This window comes from Bacillus cereus group sp. Bce041, assembly GCF_052646455.1.
The window spans coordinates 455,429-470,860 of record NZ_JBQXON010000005.1; the positions used below are offsets into that span (position 1 = coordinate 455,429).

Genomic DNA, 15,432 nt, shown 5'->3' on the forward strand with positions numbered 1-15,432 from the left:
TTATATAATTTGTTAACTTCACATCCGTATGATGAACAAGATGTCCTGTTAACTCATATAAGTCCATATGCCACCTCTAAATAAATCGTAATTTACATGCTATAGCATATATAATATAGAATCCATTATTTTATGTCAAACTTTAATACTGTTAATCAGTTCTTTAGCTCGTCTAAAGTAATTTAAAAGTCATAATATAAACAGAAACATTTTATTGTCTATTCAATAAAAAAAGAGTGCAATTTTTGCACTCTTTTTACTCATTTCTATTAGAAATCAAAGTTATCAGGATCTGGACCAACGCGGTGATTTTGATTTAATGCATCGATTTTTTCCATATCTTCTTTCGTTAATTCAAAGTTAAATACATCTGCATTTGCAATAATGCGGTGCTCTTTCGTTGATTTTGGAATTGTGATCACTTCATTTTGAAGGTCCCAACGTAAAATCACTTGTGCTGTTGTTTTACCATGTTTCTCAGCAATTGCCTGTAATGTTTCATTATCTAATAATTGACCTTGCATAAGTGGTGACCATGCTTCCATTTGAATACCTTGTTCTTTACAGAAAGCTTGTAATTCTTTTTGTGTTAAACGAGGATGGTATTCTACTTGATTGATCATCGGCTTAATTTCTGCATCTTTTATTACATCTTGCAGATGGTGAATTTGGAAATTACTTACGCCAATTGCACGTACACGCTTTTCTTTATAAAGTGTTTCTAACGCTCTCCATGTATCTTTATATTTCCCTTCTACAGGCCAGTGAACAAGATATAAATCTAAATAATCTAGCTTTAATTTTTTTAAGCTCTCTTCGTATGCAGCAATCGTTTCTTCATATCCTTGATCTGCGTTCCATACTTTTGAAGTAATAAATAATTCTTCTCTTGCAATACCAGTTGCTTCAATACCGGCACGAATCCCCTCACCTACAGCTGCTTCATTTCCGTAAATTGCAGCTGTATCGATGCTACGGTATCCTGCCTTAATTGCTGATTTAATTGCTTCTACAAGTTCTGGTCCTTCTTCTACTTTAAATACGCCTAAACCGAACCAAGGCATTTCTACACCGTTATGCAATGTTGTTGTACTTTGTAAGTTTTTCATTATATTTTCTCTCCTTTTATTTTACTTGATCTCTTTTTTCTAATGTCATGCTCCATGCTGTTAAAATAACAGCACCTACTACCATAATGCCGCCTACCCAAGCTGTATGAATTAACCCTAACGAGTTCGTTACAATACCGCCTAAATAAGCACCAAGAGCAATCCCAGCATTAAACGCCGCAATATTAATTGCCGATGCAACATCGACAGCACTCGGTACAAATCGTTCAGCTAACATTACGACATATACTTGTAACCCTGGAACATTCATAAATGCGAATAGCCCCATTAAAATAATTGTGATTAACCCAGCTACCTTAAATGGTGCCGTAAATGTTAAAACAAATAGTATAATCGCTTGAATAAAGAACATGTAGAATAGCGCTCGAATTGGATTATGATTCGATAATTTTCCGCCAATCACATTCCCTATCGCAATGGCGATTCCATACACTAATAAAATGATAGTAACCGTATTTGCTTTAAATCCTGTTACCTCTTGTAATAACGGAGATAAATACGTAAAAGTTACGAATGTTCCCCCATATCCTAATGCAGTAATAATGAAAACTAGTAACAGTCTTCCGTTCGTAATCAGTTTAAATTGATCGCGGAATGATACAGACGCACCTTTTTTCATATTAGATGGAATGAGAATACTATTTGCAATTAAGGCGATAATTCCAATTACTACAATTGCTAAAAATGATGTTCTCCAGCCAAATTGTTGACCAATAAATGTTCCAATTGGTGCACCTGTAATAGTTGCAACTGTTACACCAGTAAACATAATCGCAATCGCGCTAGCCCGTTTATTTTCTGGGACAAGTGCCGCAGCAATTGTTGAACCAATTGACATAAACACACCATGTGAAAGTGCAGAAACAATTCGCGCAATAAGTAATACAGTGAAGCTTGTTGCTACCGCTGCGATTCCGTTACCAATAATGAAAATAATCATAATCCACATTAATAACGTTTTTCGTGACATATTAGCTGTTAATGACGTTAATACTGGAGCCCCAAACGCTACGCCTAACGCATATAAAGAAACTGTTAAACCAGCCGTTGTAACCGACACATGTAAATCTTCCGAAATAGATGGTAATAAACCGACACTAACAAATTCAGTTGTCCCAATCCCGAACGCACTAATTGCTAACGCTAACAACGCAAATATACTTCTTCGATTCGTCTGAACTTCTGAAGACGATGCTGTATATGAATTCAATTGAGTTTCCCCTCTTCCCTATAATTCCTATCATAATAGTGCGATAAAAAGGCCCTTTTATCTTCTAAAAAACATATTTAATCTCTACAAACGCTATTATGAATGGTTTCATTCTTTTTTAAAGAACGCACTTTAAAGTACTATAGGTACTTTTTAGTACCGTAAAGCTTGTCTCTCTCTTACATGTACTATTATGAAATATATTCAATACAATGAATAGTACGTACTTTAAAGTGCTGTAGGTACTAAAAAGTAACATAGTTAGTTACCAGTACCGTAAAGCTTGTTTCTCTCTTACATGTGCTATTATGAATGATAATCACCCTAATAAAAAGTACGTACTTTAAAGTACTATAGGTACTAAAAAGTAACATTTATATAACCTAGCTTATTTTGCTCAAAAATTGAAATCTACATTCCATGAAAAAGACTTTCAAATGAAGAAATACACTTTCCCGTAGAGGCAACTTTAGAGAATATTACTTAAACATATAAAGGATCATGTTCATTACCACAGACAAATAATAAAAAGGCAAAAACGAACAGAAATGTGTTCATTTTTGCCTTTTTTATTTAACAATTAAAATGTACGACTTCTGGAAAGGAAATCTGCATTAGCTCCTGTTACACCACTTTGTCCCCAGTTCCCTGGAATCATTTCGCGAATAAGAATTAGTACTTTATCCAAAGGTGCATGAGTATATTTAGATGTTACTTGTGTAAGTTCGTTTACCCACTTATCCTTTGTCTCTTGATCAAATGTATTCCATATATCAATCTTAATAATAGCCATTCCATTAACGTTACGACCTGGTATATCGTAAGACTCTTTTGTCTCCCAATTGGACACCCTACTTTTCTCAGCAAAGGTAGCATCACTTGCTACAGCCCCAGCTTTCCCCCAGTTTTCTTTCTCAAGTTCCGTTATCAACACTTGAATTTTGTCAGGGACAATTTTTAATAGTTTTATTGTAAGTTCCGTTACACTATAAATAAATTCCTTCTTTTCTTCTGTTGACATGGTTGGCCAAGTATTTAGCTCGATTAATGGCATAGTATTGCCCCCTAAAATTAATTATCTATTGACTAGTTACAACTATTGGTTCAAATGATTTTTAACTGCTCTTACTACCAATTCGTGATCTTCTTCTGGTGGTAATCCTGAAACTGTTATCATTCCAATAACCCCTACGTTTTTTATCCTGATAGGAAAGCATCCACCAAACGCAGCATATTCCGAAGTATCTAAAAGATATTTTTCATTATATGAAATTCCAGTTATTTCACTTTGTATCTGCATATAATACGAGCTACGATCATGCAGGGAAACGACTCGTTTTTTACGCTCAATCCATTTCGTATTTTCCGCATTTGTCCCTGTCATCTTGAAATGAAATAATTGCACACCATTTTTCGTTATATCAACAGCAATCAATTTCCCCTCTCGCTTTGCTGTTTCAACGATAAATAAACCTAGTTGCAAGGCATCTTCATTTGTAAAAGAGGAAAATTGAAGCGTTTCCTCCTCTTTTAAAATTTGTATACTTATTTCATTCAAATTTGAAGTACTCATATCTTTAACCTCCATAATTGTTTTATGCCACACCGACATTTTTTCGAAATTATTAGGCCATATAGTACAACCTTTCAATCAATCTGATTCCAAATAAACTGCTGTAACATCGTTGGTAACTAGTAGTACCGTAAAGCTTGTTTTCTTCTTACTGGTGCTATTATGAATGATATTCAAAGTTATAAAAAGTACGCACTTTAAAGTGCTATAGGTACTTTAAAGTACTATTTTACTTATCCCTATCTTACAGAGACTATTATGAAATATATTTAACATCTTAAAAATGTATGTACTAAAGAATAATATTTTTAATCACTAACTTTTTTGCTCAATGGTTGTAATTCATCAGATACAGAAATAGACATACAAAAACGCCATCCTTTCCTATAATTTTAAAGAAAGAATAGCGTATTTTTCAAAAATGAGTTCTTTTATTGAGAAACTTTGATTCTATATCATACATAAAAGGGCAACCAGTGCTAAAACAGCTGGAAGTCCTTGTTTCACAATAATTGATTTATTAGATGTGAAACCTCCGAAAATAGCTGCTACCACCACACAAATCACGAAAAATAATTGGACCATATAACCAATTGGATTGAGTCCAAGTACAAGTCCCCAAATGAGACCAGCCGCTAAAAATCCATTATATAAACCTTGGTTTGCAAACATAATGGCTACGTTTCGATCTCCTTCTAAATGCTTCGGTAATTTGAAAGCACGTTTCGCTACTTTTGAATCAATAAAAAACATTTCAAGGATCATGATAAACAAATGTTCTAATGCTACGATCCCGACTAAAATAGCTGCGATTATTTCCACACTATTCTGCCCCCTACACTCTCTATTCTTTAATATTCTCTACATTTTTTTGCATCTGTAATAGAACATGAATAAGTATTTTGCGTTCTTCTCCACTGATATTTACGAACATTTTCTTCATAAAATGTTCCTTTTCTTTCTTGTCAAAATATTAATTGATATATCAATTATTGATACATCAATTAATATACATCTCTCTTTTTATTTTTGCAAGTTTTTTTGCTCAATTGGTTTTATTTTGTTCTAGCAACTTTAAACCAATTCAAAACATCAGTTCGCATTTCTAGAAATCATAATTACTTTAAGTTCATTCTGACAATCATATTTAACTAAATATATAAAAGAATTGAGTTATATCTCCATCAATTTATAAAAATTAATTTTTTCTAAAAACAGATACTTTACGTTTTTTATAGTAATAAAAATCATTTTTTTGTTTCAGAGGCAATCCATTTTGTTAGCCTGATGGGCATAAGATAGCACCCATATGGAGAACCAATTATCTTTCAAGAAAACGGCTTGAAATCTGGATTTGGTACAGGAGTTGCCTACTTCCGTAATCCAGATGGTACTAATTTAGAGCTAATTGCTCCAAAAGGGCCATTTAGACGTGACTAATTAAAATATATTAATACTGAAAAACCACCTTTATGAGAGGTGGTTTTTGTTGCTAATGGTCAAGATTAATATTGAGGTCTGATTGACACCTATTCCTTTTCCATATCTTTCATCATACCATCGAAAGAATAGTCTTATAGCTATTTCAAATATTTCGGCTGTACTATATTGCTAGCAAGCTAAAATTTCATGGTACTCCCCAAAAACTCTGCTGAATCATAACCCAAAGTTCATTTTATCATTTCAAGGTAATTCGAAATTCTTAAGTTGTTGGGCACGGGGTACAGCTGAAAAACAGTGTATATTCATTAACTTCAAACTAATTTTGATGTAACAAAATTGTATTTATACCTTTTTAACAAATTCAGATTTTAATTTCATAGCTCCAAAACCATCAATTTTACAATCAATATTATGATCTCCATCAACTAATCGGATACTCTTTACTTTTGTACCAATTTTTACAACTGATGAAGTTCCTTTTACTTTAAGATCTTTAATTACTGTTACAGAATCACCATCGTTTAAAATATTTCCATTTGCATCTTTAATTACCTTTGTATCTTCACTATTTTCAGCTTCTAATTCTAAAGTCCACTCATGAGCACATTCTGGACAAACAAAAAGATTCCCATCTTCGTAAGTGTATTCTGAATTACATTTTGGACAATTTGGTAAATTAGACATATTTTTATTTCCTCCACTCGTTTTCGTGTATTCTATTAAATAAATATTATTTTTAATTTCCCTTTTCCGTTTAAATATACGGAAAATATTCTCTTCTTACTGTTTGATACTTATTTGTTGAATGTATAAAAAAAAACTACTTGTTCACACCTTGTAAAAAATCTTCTCCACATTCTCCAAAGCAAACTTTCTTCTTCTCTATTTTTTAATAAAATGATGAAAAAGTAGATTAAATCAAACAAACTTTGTATGTGAAGTGAAATTTTTAAAAATCTAATGCATTTACTTTATTCTTTATTGTATTGATTTCCTGCGATTGCTGAGAAAGCCCTGTACACTCATGAAAAGCAAAATGCTTACACCCTATACATTTTTTTGTATTCAGATGTCCTAAAGCACAATTAATTGCTTCCCCGGTATGATCAAAAAAGTTTTCTTTCCCAATCTCAGCGTACAATCCATTCTTATCTAGATTGGCTTTTAGCTCTGATTGAATTCCAGAAATAAGAAGTACGCCACCTTGTTTTTTGAAGTGCTGAACAATATTCCTAAAGTAAGACTCTCCTGTGGTATCAATAAAAGGAACTTTTCCCATACGTAAAATTAAAACTTTAGGTTTATAATGAATAGTCGCTAAAATATTTTGTTCAAATGTTTGAGCAGCCCCAAAGAATAATGGGCCTTCTATTGTATAAATACTAATTTGTGGACAATCATGAGCTTTATTTACCACATGCGATAACAATTTTTCATTCTTTTTTGTATGATCAGGAAGCACTTTAGATATAACAAGCATATTACTCATACGTTTTGTAAACAAAATAACAGCTAAAATAAGACCGATCTCCACAGCTGTTGTTAAACTAGTAAATACAGTAAGTAAAAATGTTACTAGTAATACAAGGGAATCTCCTGTCTTCATTTTGAGTATGTGATAAAAATGTTTTTGTTCGCTCATATTCCAAGCTACCACCATTAAAATGGGAGCCATACTAGCAAGAGGAATATGTGAAGCATATGGAGCTAACAGTAAAAGTGTCAATAACACAAATCCCCCATGAATAATACCCGACATCGGAGATACAGCCCCACTCTTAATATTAGTCGCTGTACGAGCAATTGCTCCAGTCGCTGGAATCCCGCCAAATAACGGGGTAACAATATTTGCAATCCCCTGACCGACAAGCTCTTTGTTACTGTTGTGTTTACTATTTGTCATACCATCTGCCACGACAGCGGATAAAAGCGACTCAATTCCACCGAGCATCGCAATAACAAATGCAGGACCAATTAACTGTTTTATACGTTCTAATGTGATTTCTGGTATATCAAACTGAGGAAGTGTATTTGGAATCGTGCCATATGCTGTACCAATAGTAGGTACATGACCTGAGAAAAATACAGTTGCAATTACAGTTGAAATAACAACACCTACTAATGAACCAGGCACTTTTGGTAAAATCTTTGGTGTTATGAGTATAACAAAAAAGCAAATCAAAGCAGTTATAACACTATAAAAATTGGTAGTACTGATATGAGTGAAGAGTTCCTTCAAATTTGCTAGAAATTCCTCATGCTTTTTTATACCTGTTAAACCTAAAAAACTAGCAATTTGTCCCGTAAAGATAATAACAGCAATACCTGAAGTAAAACCAATTGTTACAGGACGTGGAATAAACTTAATTAAAGAGCCTAGTTTGAAGATTCCCATAAGACATAAAATAATTCCAGCTAACAAACCCGCGAGTAGTAAATTTTCGTATCCATAGGTAATTACAACTCCTAAAAGAATCGGAACAAAAGCACCTGTAGGTCCTCCAATTTGATACTTCGAACCACCAAACAGTGAAATGAGTATTCCAGCAATACAGGTTGTATAAATCCCATACTCTGGCTTAACACCAGAGGCTATAGCAAAAGACATAGCAAGTGGAATCGCAACAACTCCAACAATCATTCCTGAAAGAAGATCCTTTTGAAAATGTGCTAATGAATATCCTTCAAACCTTCCTGTAAATAACTTTCTCATTACAAACCCTTCTTTTCTATTTTTAATAGATCTGGATTACAAATGTATTTCTCGGTCCTTATACAGAAAATTGTCCTTTTCACAAAAATAAAAAACATCCTAATATTTACTATATGTTTTACTTAAATGACACTCCAATTCACCTATATCTCCACCTTGTTGTACATAGGATTTCAATCTTTCTGCTAGACGTTCTCCGGCTCGACTATCTAGCTTCTTTGTATCAATAAACGATCTAATCCTTACCTTATCTGGAGTAATATCTCTACGAAACATTTGTCCTGGAATTTCACTCCAAAAACGATTCCATTCATCCAGTAATCCTATTTGATCAAATAAAAAACCTTGAATTCCACATAACCAAGCTGTACAAGCAGTATTTCTTTTTCGACATCCAACTCCATCTTGTAAATGTTGGCATGAAAAACAACAAGAATTTCCACTTTTTATACAAACTTCACAAACGTAATGAGCTCCTAATGAGCGAAATGTTTCAATCCCATGTTGGATGATATCTTCTTTCTTAACCTCAATACTCAACCTATCCCTCCTTAGCCATCATTTCACTTTCTGCTTCATCTAGCTCTTCTAACATTGAAATCGTATCGATTAAATGGTTGTTAAAAATCTTCCGTGCAACCACCAATAAATCCACAATAATAGGGTCTCGTAAAGAATATAAAACTCTTTTTCCATCTTTTCTACCAACAACAATGTTTTTTGAACGTAGTACACTTAATTGCTGAGAAACAGCTGAACCTTCCTTATTTAGAATATCTTGAATTTCGTTTACGCTTTTTTCACCTTCTGACAATAATTCTAAGATACCTATTCGCAAAGGATGTGCTAAGGCTTTAAAGAAATCTGCTTTAAATTGTTGCATTTCGTTTCCCATTGAAATCCCTCCGTTACTTTTCCTCAATTTCAAAAAGTATCATATACATCTTCAAATGTTTGAATATGTATATGATACTTTTAAAACCTCGAATTTTCAATACAAATTTTACAATATTAAATAAGTATCAAATAGAGAAATATACTATTCAAATTTAGGTTCAAAATTTATTATCCAAAATAAAAGCGCCTAACATATTAGGGATATATAATACGTTAGGCGCTTGATATTTAAAATTTTTCGATTTAGGTCTTGATAATATTGGATGAGTATATGACCAAAACGCTAGATGACTAATATGAATAAATTTATTTGTAAAATTAATTCCTTAGAATATTTTAAGAGCAAGTTTTGAAAAAAACTATTCAAAACTTGCTCCTTATTTTCTCAGATCCAATTATTTTGATACTAAAACCAACAGTAGTGAATTAGAATAATGACTTAATACTTGCTAAGACAGTAAGTACACCTACAATAATAACAAATACGTTACTCATTTTCCCTTTGTATTTAGCTAGTACCGGCACTTTTTGAATCGCATACATCGGTAATAGACATAAGATAGCAGCAACTAAAGGACCGCTTAGAGAATCAATAAGTCCAAGAATACTTGGATTTGTATAAGCAACAAACCAGCATGATAATACAACAAAAGTAAGGATTATTGTCTTAATTGTTTTTTCTTCAATATCTTTTCCACGTGATTTACCGAACTTAATAATCATATCACGCATTACTTCAAATGCTCCGATATAATGGCCAAGGAAAGACTTTGTAATAGCCACAAAAGCAATAATTGGAGCTGCAATAGTGATTACAGGCGAATTAAGCTCATTAGCAAGATATGAAAGAATTGATAAGTTTTGTTCTTTTGCCATTTTTATATCATCTGGAGTCAAGCTCAATGCGCTACTCCAAACGAAGAACATAACAACAGCGAATGTCATGATATAACAAACCTTTTGTATTTGCGCACATTTAGCATCAGTGGCTTCGATTCCATACGTAGCTCTCTGTTTCACAACAAATGATGAAATCATAGGTGAATGATTAAATGAGAATACGATGATTGGTAGAATCATCAATATCGTCCCAAAATAGCCTGTTCCTGTTGAAGCAGTTGAAACAGCTGAAAAACTAAGCATTGACGTATTCCACTGTGGAATTAAAGATATTGCGATAAACAGTAGAGAAACTATGAAAGGATACACTAACATACTCATTACCTTTACAGTAATATCTTGACCAAAATTCAGTATAGCGATAAGACCAAGAACTAATACAAGTGATAAAATAGCTCTTGGAGGTTCTGGCATGTGCAATTGATGCACGATAAAACTACTTGCAGTGTTTGTAAGCGCAACCGAATACATTAGTACGATTGTATAAATTGAACCGAAATATACGATGTTAAAAATGATACTCGCTTTACTTCCGAAATACTCTCTAATTGTACCTGTGATCCCCTCATCAGCAGAATTAGAAGCGTATATCATTTTAGCAAGTGCCCTATGTGAGTAGTACATAACTGGATATGCAAGCAATGTAATTAGTAGTAAAGATAATAAACCACCTGAACCTGCATTAATCGGTAAAAAGAGCACCCCTGCTCCAATTGCAGTTCCAAATAGACTGAGTGCCCATGTAGTATCCTGCTTATGCCACTTTTTCGGATCTGCATATTGCTCATTTTTTAGTGCGGTATTTTCAGCTTGAACTTCTATTTTCTTTGCAGTATTCCCGTTCATATAATAACTCCCCCTTGTATCTATTCCTGCATCTCTCTTTGCACCTAACAAATATTCCCTTTTTGGAAAATGAATTCCTTACAAGTTGCCCCACATTGTATGTCCTTCATCATAATGAATCCAAATTGAAACATTCGCTAATTAGCGTCCTAATATAATTGTTAGCGTTCACAAAAAAGTTTACTCGTAATATCCGCTCTTTATATAAAGAACCCTTAAGAGAACAATATAGAATAGACTTCATAAATACGTTGCAACATTTCTAATAACAGTGTATTACTTTAATGGTTTCTCTTTTTTACTTTTAACAGTAATTTTAGCTAAACCGGCCTCTCTTCATTTGCGAGGCATTTCTTTCTCAATTCTATACATTACTTTCATAACTTCGGTAGCACTGATGATATTGCTCACACAAGCCACTGAAGCACATTACATACATTTCGCCTCTAATCACACACCTTTCTTACTAATAATCGCATTTTTTATATTTTCTCCAGAGATAATAAAATTTCTCTCGACGCCCTCATTATAACGTGTATATTTATAAAATTAATATTTTTATATTTTCAGAAATATTAAAGAGGAATAATTTTATATGGATAATATTTTACAGTTAGCATGTAGCCATTGTTTTTATCGCTTAAAGCTGAATTAGTTAGTAAAAAAATACAATAATACATTGTTTTTCTAGGTGACTTATTATAAAAATACTTATATCCCCTTTTATCAAAAAATTTTATTTTAAACATAAAAGATATTCTAATAAATAATTAATGTAGGTAAAAAGAAAAAAATCCCAAAATAAAAAAACCAAATTTTAGGATATATATTATTAATATTGAATTCATATACAATTTAAAAAGCTACACTGAGCAAAAAACAAAAAAGCTGCCCCATATGGACAGCTCATTTACATAATTATCGTTATCAGGAATACACAAACAAATCACTTCAATATCATCTTAATTGTAGTTTGTTCGGCTCTTCTTCAGGGATATCTCTATGTTTGTAATGAATCGTTTTTACATCATTTCCTTTTATGCGAAAAGTAATTGTGTCCCATAAGGCGGATTGTGTGCACCCTCAAAAGTTTAAATTTTAAAATCCCTCATTAACTAGCTCTTTTATCGAGTTTAATTTTGAAGAAAGCTCGATAAACCATTCTTCATCCCCTGTTAATAATGCAAGATCTATAAGATAAAGGATTTGTTCCTTATTTATTACCTTTGATTCAGGGAGTTTGTTAACGTGTTTACTAAAGAGTAAAATCGCTTCGTTTATTGTGTACTGGCCGTCACGTTTCACAATACTAACTGTAACTATATCCTCTACATCATCAAGTGATACAATATAACCAACTATTAATTCACCTTCATTTGATATTCCACGAACCCAATCTCCTACTTTTAAAACATGATTATTATTTGACATCATACCGTTTCACCTTCCTATAAATATTTTTTGTGACGATAAAAAAGATATAAAAACAAATTATACTGTAATATTTTTCATTACATTTAAGTGTTAAGAACTCACGGCTATATAATAATTAAGCCGCTTAACGCTCTTGATTGATAAGGTCAACAACTTCTTTCATTGTATAATTCTTTAAGTATTCACCTAGATGCTCTTCAGCACCTAAGAAAATAGCGAAAAGAACTTTTCGCATATTCGAACCTACAACACACTGATTGTTTGATTCTGGACACTTCGGCTGCAAAGCACCTTCAGAGGTTATCTGATAAATATGCCAAAGATTAATTTCATCTAAATCGCGAGCGAAAATAAAACCGCCACCAGTCCCCTCTTTCGATTGTATAAACTTATGTTTTTTTAACAAACTTAGTACTTTGCGAATGCGTACTGGATGAACACCTGCACTTTCTGAAATAGCATTACTTGTTGACATCCGGTCTGGCTGTAAAGCTAAATAAGTTAAACTGTGTATGGCCAAGGTAAAGTCGCTGTTCATGATTTTCCTCCTACGATTAAAAATATTGTTTCTCATATATTAACATACTGTAGCCATAAATATTACAGATTGGTTAGAACGTTAAAACATGTGGAATGCTTCTTGCCATAAAAAATTAATTCCCTTATATTCTATCCCGTCCCACCTATATCTGATAACTTCATTTAGCTTTTTAAGTTAAAAAGAAAATTAAACACTCCACTGTTTCTTCACTTGTTCTTCTGCCAACTGTTCAATTTTTGTCCAAATCGTATCTTTACTCACAATAACATTTGTTTGATAATTTCTATCATTATAATTAACTGTAACACATACTTCAATCATCTTCTGCTTCCTCCTTTCAAGAAAATTTCTTATTTATATTTAATACCTGAAAAATTTTGAATTTAGTTATAATCTCTAGCATATAACTTCATTTTTTTAAATAATTAAGTTTAAAAACCCCACTGTTTCTTCACTTGTTCTTCTGCCAACTGTTCAATTTTTGTCCAAATCGTATCTTTGTTCACAATGACATTTGTTTGATAGTTTCTATCTTTATAATTAACTGTAACGCATACTTCTATCACCTTCAGTTTCCTCCTTTCAAAAAATTTCTCTTTCATACTATTACTTATTAATTAGCCAACTTTTGCAGTTCAATGTTTAAAAATGTTCGGACACTACGTGGTAAAAATTTGCGAATTTCTTCTTCGTTAAAACCAATTTGCAATCTTTTTTCGTCCAGCATAATCGGGCGACGCAACATTAGTGGATGCTCAATTATTAATGTATAAAGTTCATTTAGCGAGAGCTCATCAATATTTATATTTAAGTCCTGAAAAGTTTTGGATCTAGTTGAAATAATTTCAGTAGCCCCCTCTTCAGTTAAACGAAGAATCGATTTAAGCTCATCAACTGTCATAGAATTTGATACGATGTTTTTTTCAATATAATCAATTTGATGCTCTTCAAGCCATGCTTTCGCTTTTCGGCATGAAGCACAGCTTGCTGTTGTATATAGAATTACCATATTTAACTCACTCCTTTAATGTTATTAAACGTACATTTTAAATATCGCTTATTGAAATGTATTAAAAAAAATTACAGTTTAGAATCAAATTCACATAATGTTAATTATTCAGCAATGTTTCATTTATCTCTATTATTCATGCTACATTTTACAGACGTTAACAACTCACTTTTAAAAATCTTACTGTAATTTTAAACTTTACAGTTCAATTAATCAACTGTTAAGTCTTGGATTAATTTTAATAACACAACAAATTATTCTCATGTAAAACTCCCCATAGCATGATGGCTCCTTCAAAGCACATTTCACGCATTTCTTGCTTACAAGTGCTATTATGGATTATATTCATCCTAATAAAAAGTACGTACTTTAAAGTGTTATAGGTACTAAAAAGTAACATATGCATTTTTAAGTGCCGTTCTGCTTATTTCTCTCTTACATCGGTTATTATGACCGATATTTAGCACAATAAATAGTACGCACTTTAAAGTGTTATAGGTACTAAAAAGAAATAATTTTAGTATTGCAACGGATGTAGGCTCACAACTGTAATCTAAATTCATCAAAGGAGTTTTTTTTATGAAGACATACAATATTCCTGTAGAAGCGACTTTAGAAGTTATTGGCGGAAAGTGGAAAGTTGTTATCCTTTGTCATTTAAAAAAAGGAACAAAAAGAACGAGTGAATTAAAACGTTTAATGCCTGGTATTACGCAAAAAATGTTAACGCAACAATTACGGGAACTAGAAGAAGATGGTGTAATCCAAAGGAAAGTATATGACCAAGTACCACCAAAAGTAGAGTATTCTTTAACGGATTACGGTTCGTCTTTAGGAGCTATACTCGATTCCCTCTGTTCCTGTGGAGAAGTTCATCTTGAAAAAACCGGGAACACATCCATGCTGATTACAGCAGATGAATCATAACTGTAGAAGACATAAAATAGGTTGAGACAATGCTTGCCTCAACCTATTTTATGTCTCTTTATAATTTTTTTGCCGTAATGACTGTTTCAAACTCAAAGGTTTCCGGTAGATGATCTGCATAAGAATATTCAAAAGTTCGTCCATCCGTTAAGTAAGCTACTTGCTCAACTCGCATTAGGAAATCCTGATTTGTTAAGTTCATAAACTGCTTTTCCCTATCATCTGGGCGAATCCCTTTAACCCTGACAACAGATGTCCCTACTTCAAGACCAAGTTTATTTTGAATATGTGAGTATATCGACTCCTCTAAAACAGAAGCTTCAACACCTGGGATAACCGAAATTGGCATCCATGTATGCTCCATAATCGTCGGAATGCTGTGAATGATGCGGAGGCGAATGATTTTATAGACGAAATCACCAATTGAAACTCCCAATTTCTCAGCAACTACTTCATCAGCACCTACAATCGCAAACTCGATAATTTTACTTTCTACCTCACTACCGTAAACAGCTTTCGTACCTGTTAAAGTTTGAATCATTCGTGCCTTTTCCTGCTGATGCCAATCTTGTACCACTGTTCCACTTCCGCGCCGACGGATAATGTAGCCGTCTCTTACTAATAGATCCAGCGCTTTTTTAATCGTAAGTGCTGAAACATCGAATTCTTCAGCAAGGACGGAGCTACTCGGAATTTTTTCGTTGATTTTATATTCACCGTCTAAAATTTGCTGTTTAATCTTTTGATAAATGCCGAGGTATTTTACTTGTGTTGATCCGCTTGCCATTTCCATACCTCCTTTATACTGC

The 15,432-nt window shown here is 32.9% G+C and carries 16 protein-coding genes and 3 pseudogenes; 2 read left to right on the top strand and 17 right to left on the bottom strand.

Annotated elements, in window-relative coordinates; all coding sequences use genetic code 11:
• Positions 1–269: 269 nt before the first annotated feature.
• The 5 genes from ACUN13_RS19110 to ACUN13_RS19130 form a co-directional block, all read right to left on the bottom strand.
• Positions 270–1,109: an aldo/keto reductase gene (locus tag ACUN13_RS19110; protein ID WP_445423907.1), complete on the bottom strand. Its 840-nt coding sequence runs from the start codon at positions 1,107–1,109 to the stop codon at positions 270–272.
• Between the two features lie 16 nt (positions 1,110–1,125).
• Complete coding sequence (locus ACUN13_RS19115) at positions 1,126–2,340, bottom strand: MFS transporter (RefSeq protein WP_001089896.1); 1,215 nt, start codon at positions 2,338–2,340, stop codon at positions 1,126–1,128.
• Between the two features lie 580 nt (positions 2,341–2,920).
• Entirely contained in the window at positions 2,921–3,394 is a 474-nt protein-coding gene (locus ACUN13_RS19120; protein WP_445423908.1) for a tautomerase family protein, read from the bottom strand.
• Between the two features lie 42 nt (positions 3,395–3,436).
• Positions 3,437–3,952, bottom strand: a complete 516-nt coding sequence (locus ACUN13_RS19125; protein WP_445423918.1) for a heme-degrading domain-containing protein — start codon at positions 3,950–3,952, stop codon at positions 3,437–3,439.
• 411 nt (positions 3,953–4,363) lie between these two features.
• A complete protein-coding gene (locus ACUN13_RS19130; RefSeq protein ID WP_000402473.1) occupies positions 4,364–4,735 on the bottom strand; it encodes a DUF1304 domain-containing protein in 372 nt (123 codons plus the stop codon).
• Positions 4,736–5,218: 483 nt separating this feature from the next.
• Here ACUN13_RS19130 and ACUN13_RS19135 point away from each other — a divergent pair.
• Positions 5,219–5,353: pseudogene (locus tag ACUN13_RS19135) on the top strand (VOC family protein); the annotation flags it as partial.
• Positions 5,354–5,698: 345 nt separating this feature from the next.
• On the opposite strand, the gene ACUN13_RS19140 reads toward ACUN13_RS19135, so the two are convergent.
• The 11 genes and pseudogenes from ACUN13_RS19140 to spxA form a co-directional block, all read right to left on the bottom strand.
• Positions 5,699–6,040, bottom strand: coding sequence for a zinc ribbon domain-containing protein YjdM (locus ACUN13_RS19140; protein ID WP_000067659.1), 342 nt, complete (start codon positions 6,038–6,040; stop codon positions 5,699–5,701).
• Between the two features lie 265 nt (positions 6,041–6,305).
• Complete coding sequence (locus ACUN13_RS19145; RefSeq protein ID WP_001228485.1) at positions 6,306–8,069, bottom strand: SulP family inorganic anion transporter; 1,764 nt, start codon at positions 8,067–8,069, stop codon at positions 6,306–6,308.
• A gap of 99 nt (positions 8,070–8,168) precedes the next feature.
• Positions 8,169–8,609, bottom strand: a complete 441-nt coding sequence (locus ACUN13_RS19150; protein ID WP_000021461.1) for a hypothetical protein — start codon at positions 8,607–8,609, stop codon at positions 8,169–8,171.
• A gap of 1 nt (position 8,610) precedes the next feature.
• Positions 8,611–8,964 carry an ArsR/SmtB family transcription factor gene (locus ACUN13_RS19155; RefSeq protein ID WP_000526187.1) on the bottom strand — a complete coding sequence of 118 codons (354 nt, stop codon included), beginning with the start codon at positions 8,962–8,964 and terminating at the stop codon, positions 8,611–8,613.
• Positions 8,965–9,392: 428 nt separating this feature from the next.
• Positions 9,393–10,712 carry an aromatic amino acid transport family protein gene (locus ACUN13_RS19160; RefSeq protein ID WP_259593277.1) on the bottom strand — a complete coding sequence of 440 codons (1,320 nt, stop codon included), beginning with the start codon at positions 10,710–10,712 and terminating at the stop codon, positions 9,393–9,395.
• Between the two features lie 957 nt (positions 10,713–11,669).
• A pseudogene (locus tag ACUN13_RS19165) lies at positions 11,670–11,803 on the bottom strand (DUF3888 domain-containing protein); the annotation flags it as partial.
• A 7-nt stretch (positions 11,804–11,810) separates the two neighbouring features.
• Positions 11,811–12,146: an IDEAL domain-containing protein gene (locus ACUN13_RS19170; protein WP_000987462.1), complete on the bottom strand. Its 336-nt coding sequence runs from the start codon at positions 12,144–12,146 to the stop codon at positions 11,811–11,813.
• A 124-nt stretch (positions 12,147–12,270) separates the two neighbouring features.
• Positions 12,271–12,684 (bottom strand): Rrf2-family transcriptional regulator SaiR, encoded by a 414-nt coding sequence (gene saiR / locus ACUN13_RS19175; RefSeq protein ID WP_001083465.1) that lies wholly within the window; start codon positions 12,682–12,684, stop codon positions 12,271–12,273.
• 189 nt (positions 12,685–12,873) lie between these two features.
• Complete coding sequence (locus ACUN13_RS19180) at positions 12,874–13,008, bottom strand: BA3454 family stress response protein (protein WP_000573530.1); 135 nt, start codon at positions 13,006–13,008, stop codon at positions 12,874–12,876.
• A gap of 110 nt (positions 13,009–13,118) precedes the next feature.
• Positions 13,119–13,253 carry a BA3454 family stress response protein gene (locus tag ACUN13_RS19185; RefSeq protein ID WP_000573515.1) on the bottom strand — a complete coding sequence of 45 codons (135 nt, stop codon included), beginning with the start codon at positions 13,251–13,253 and terminating at the stop codon, positions 13,119–13,121.
• A 47-nt stretch (positions 13,254–13,300) separates the two neighbouring features.
• Positions 13,301–13,696: a transcriptional regulator SpxA gene (gene spxA / locus ACUN13_RS19190; RefSeq protein ID WP_445423909.1), complete on the bottom strand. Its 396-nt coding sequence runs from the start codon at positions 13,694–13,696 to the stop codon at positions 13,301–13,303.
• A 579-nt stretch (positions 13,697–14,275) separates the two neighbouring features.
• On the opposite strand from spxA, the gene ACUN13_RS19195 reads away from it, so the two are divergent.
• A complete protein-coding gene (locus ACUN13_RS19195; RefSeq protein WP_445423910.1) occupies positions 14,276–14,623 on the top strand; it encodes a winged helix-turn-helix transcriptional regulator in 348 nt (115 codons plus the stop codon).
• Between the two features lie 48 nt (positions 14,624–14,671).
• Here the strand turns inward: ACUN13_RS19195 and ACUN13_RS19200 are convergent.
• Positions 14,672–15,410: pseudogene (locus ACUN13_RS19200) on the bottom strand (GntR family transcriptional regulator).
• Between the last annotated feature and the right edge of the window lie 22 nt (positions 15,411–15,432).

Excerpts from the sequence above, each read along its gene's own strand:
- ACUN13_RS19110 (WP_445423907.1), bottom strand. The coding sequence starts at position 1,109 with ATGAAAAACTTACAAAGTACAACAACATTGCATAACGGTGTAGAAATG.
- ACUN13_RS19120 (WP_445423908.1), bottom strand. The coding sequence starts at position 3,394 with ATGCCATTAATCGAGCTAAATACTTGGCCAACCATGTCAACAGAAGAA.
- ACUN13_RS19125 (WP_445423918.1), bottom strand. The coding sequence starts at position 3,952 with ATGTCGGTGTGGCATAAAACAATTATGGAGGTTAAAGATATGAGTACT.
- ACUN13_RS19140 (WP_000067659.1), bottom strand. The coding sequence starts at position 6,040 with ATGTCTAATTTACCAAATTGTCCAAAATGTAATTCAGAATACACTTAC.
- ACUN13_RS19145 (WP_001228485.1), bottom strand. The coding sequence starts at position 8,069 with ATGAGAAAGTTATTTACAGGAAGGTTTGAAGGATATTCATTAGCACAT.
- ACUN13_RS19155 (WP_000526187.1), bottom strand. The coding sequence starts at position 8,964 with ATGGGAAACGAAATGCAACAATTTAAAGCAGATTTCTTTAAAGCCTTA.
- ACUN13_RS19160 (WP_259593277.1), bottom strand. The coding sequence starts at position 10,712 with ATGAACGGGAATACTGCAAAGAAAATAGAAGTTCAAGCTGAAAATACC.
- ACUN13_RS19170 (WP_000987462.1), bottom strand. The coding sequence starts at position 12,146 with ATGATGTCAAATAATAATCATGTTTTAAAAGTAGGAGATTGGGTTCGT.
- saiR (WP_001083465.1), bottom strand. The coding sequence starts at position 12,684 with ATGAACAGCGACTTTACCTTGGCCATACACAGTTTAACTTATTTAGCT.
- ACUN13_RS19180 (WP_000573530.1), bottom strand. The coding sequence starts at position 13,008 with ATGATTGAAGTATGTGTTACAGTTAATTATAATGATAGAAATTATCAA.
- spxA (WP_445423909.1), bottom strand. The coding sequence starts at position 13,696 with ATGGTAATTCTATATACAACAGCAAGCTGTGCTTCATGCCGAAAAGCG.
- ACUN13_RS19195 (WP_445423910.1), top strand. The coding sequence starts at position 14,276 with ATGAAGACATACAATATTCCTGTAGAAGCGACTTTAGAAGTTATTGGC.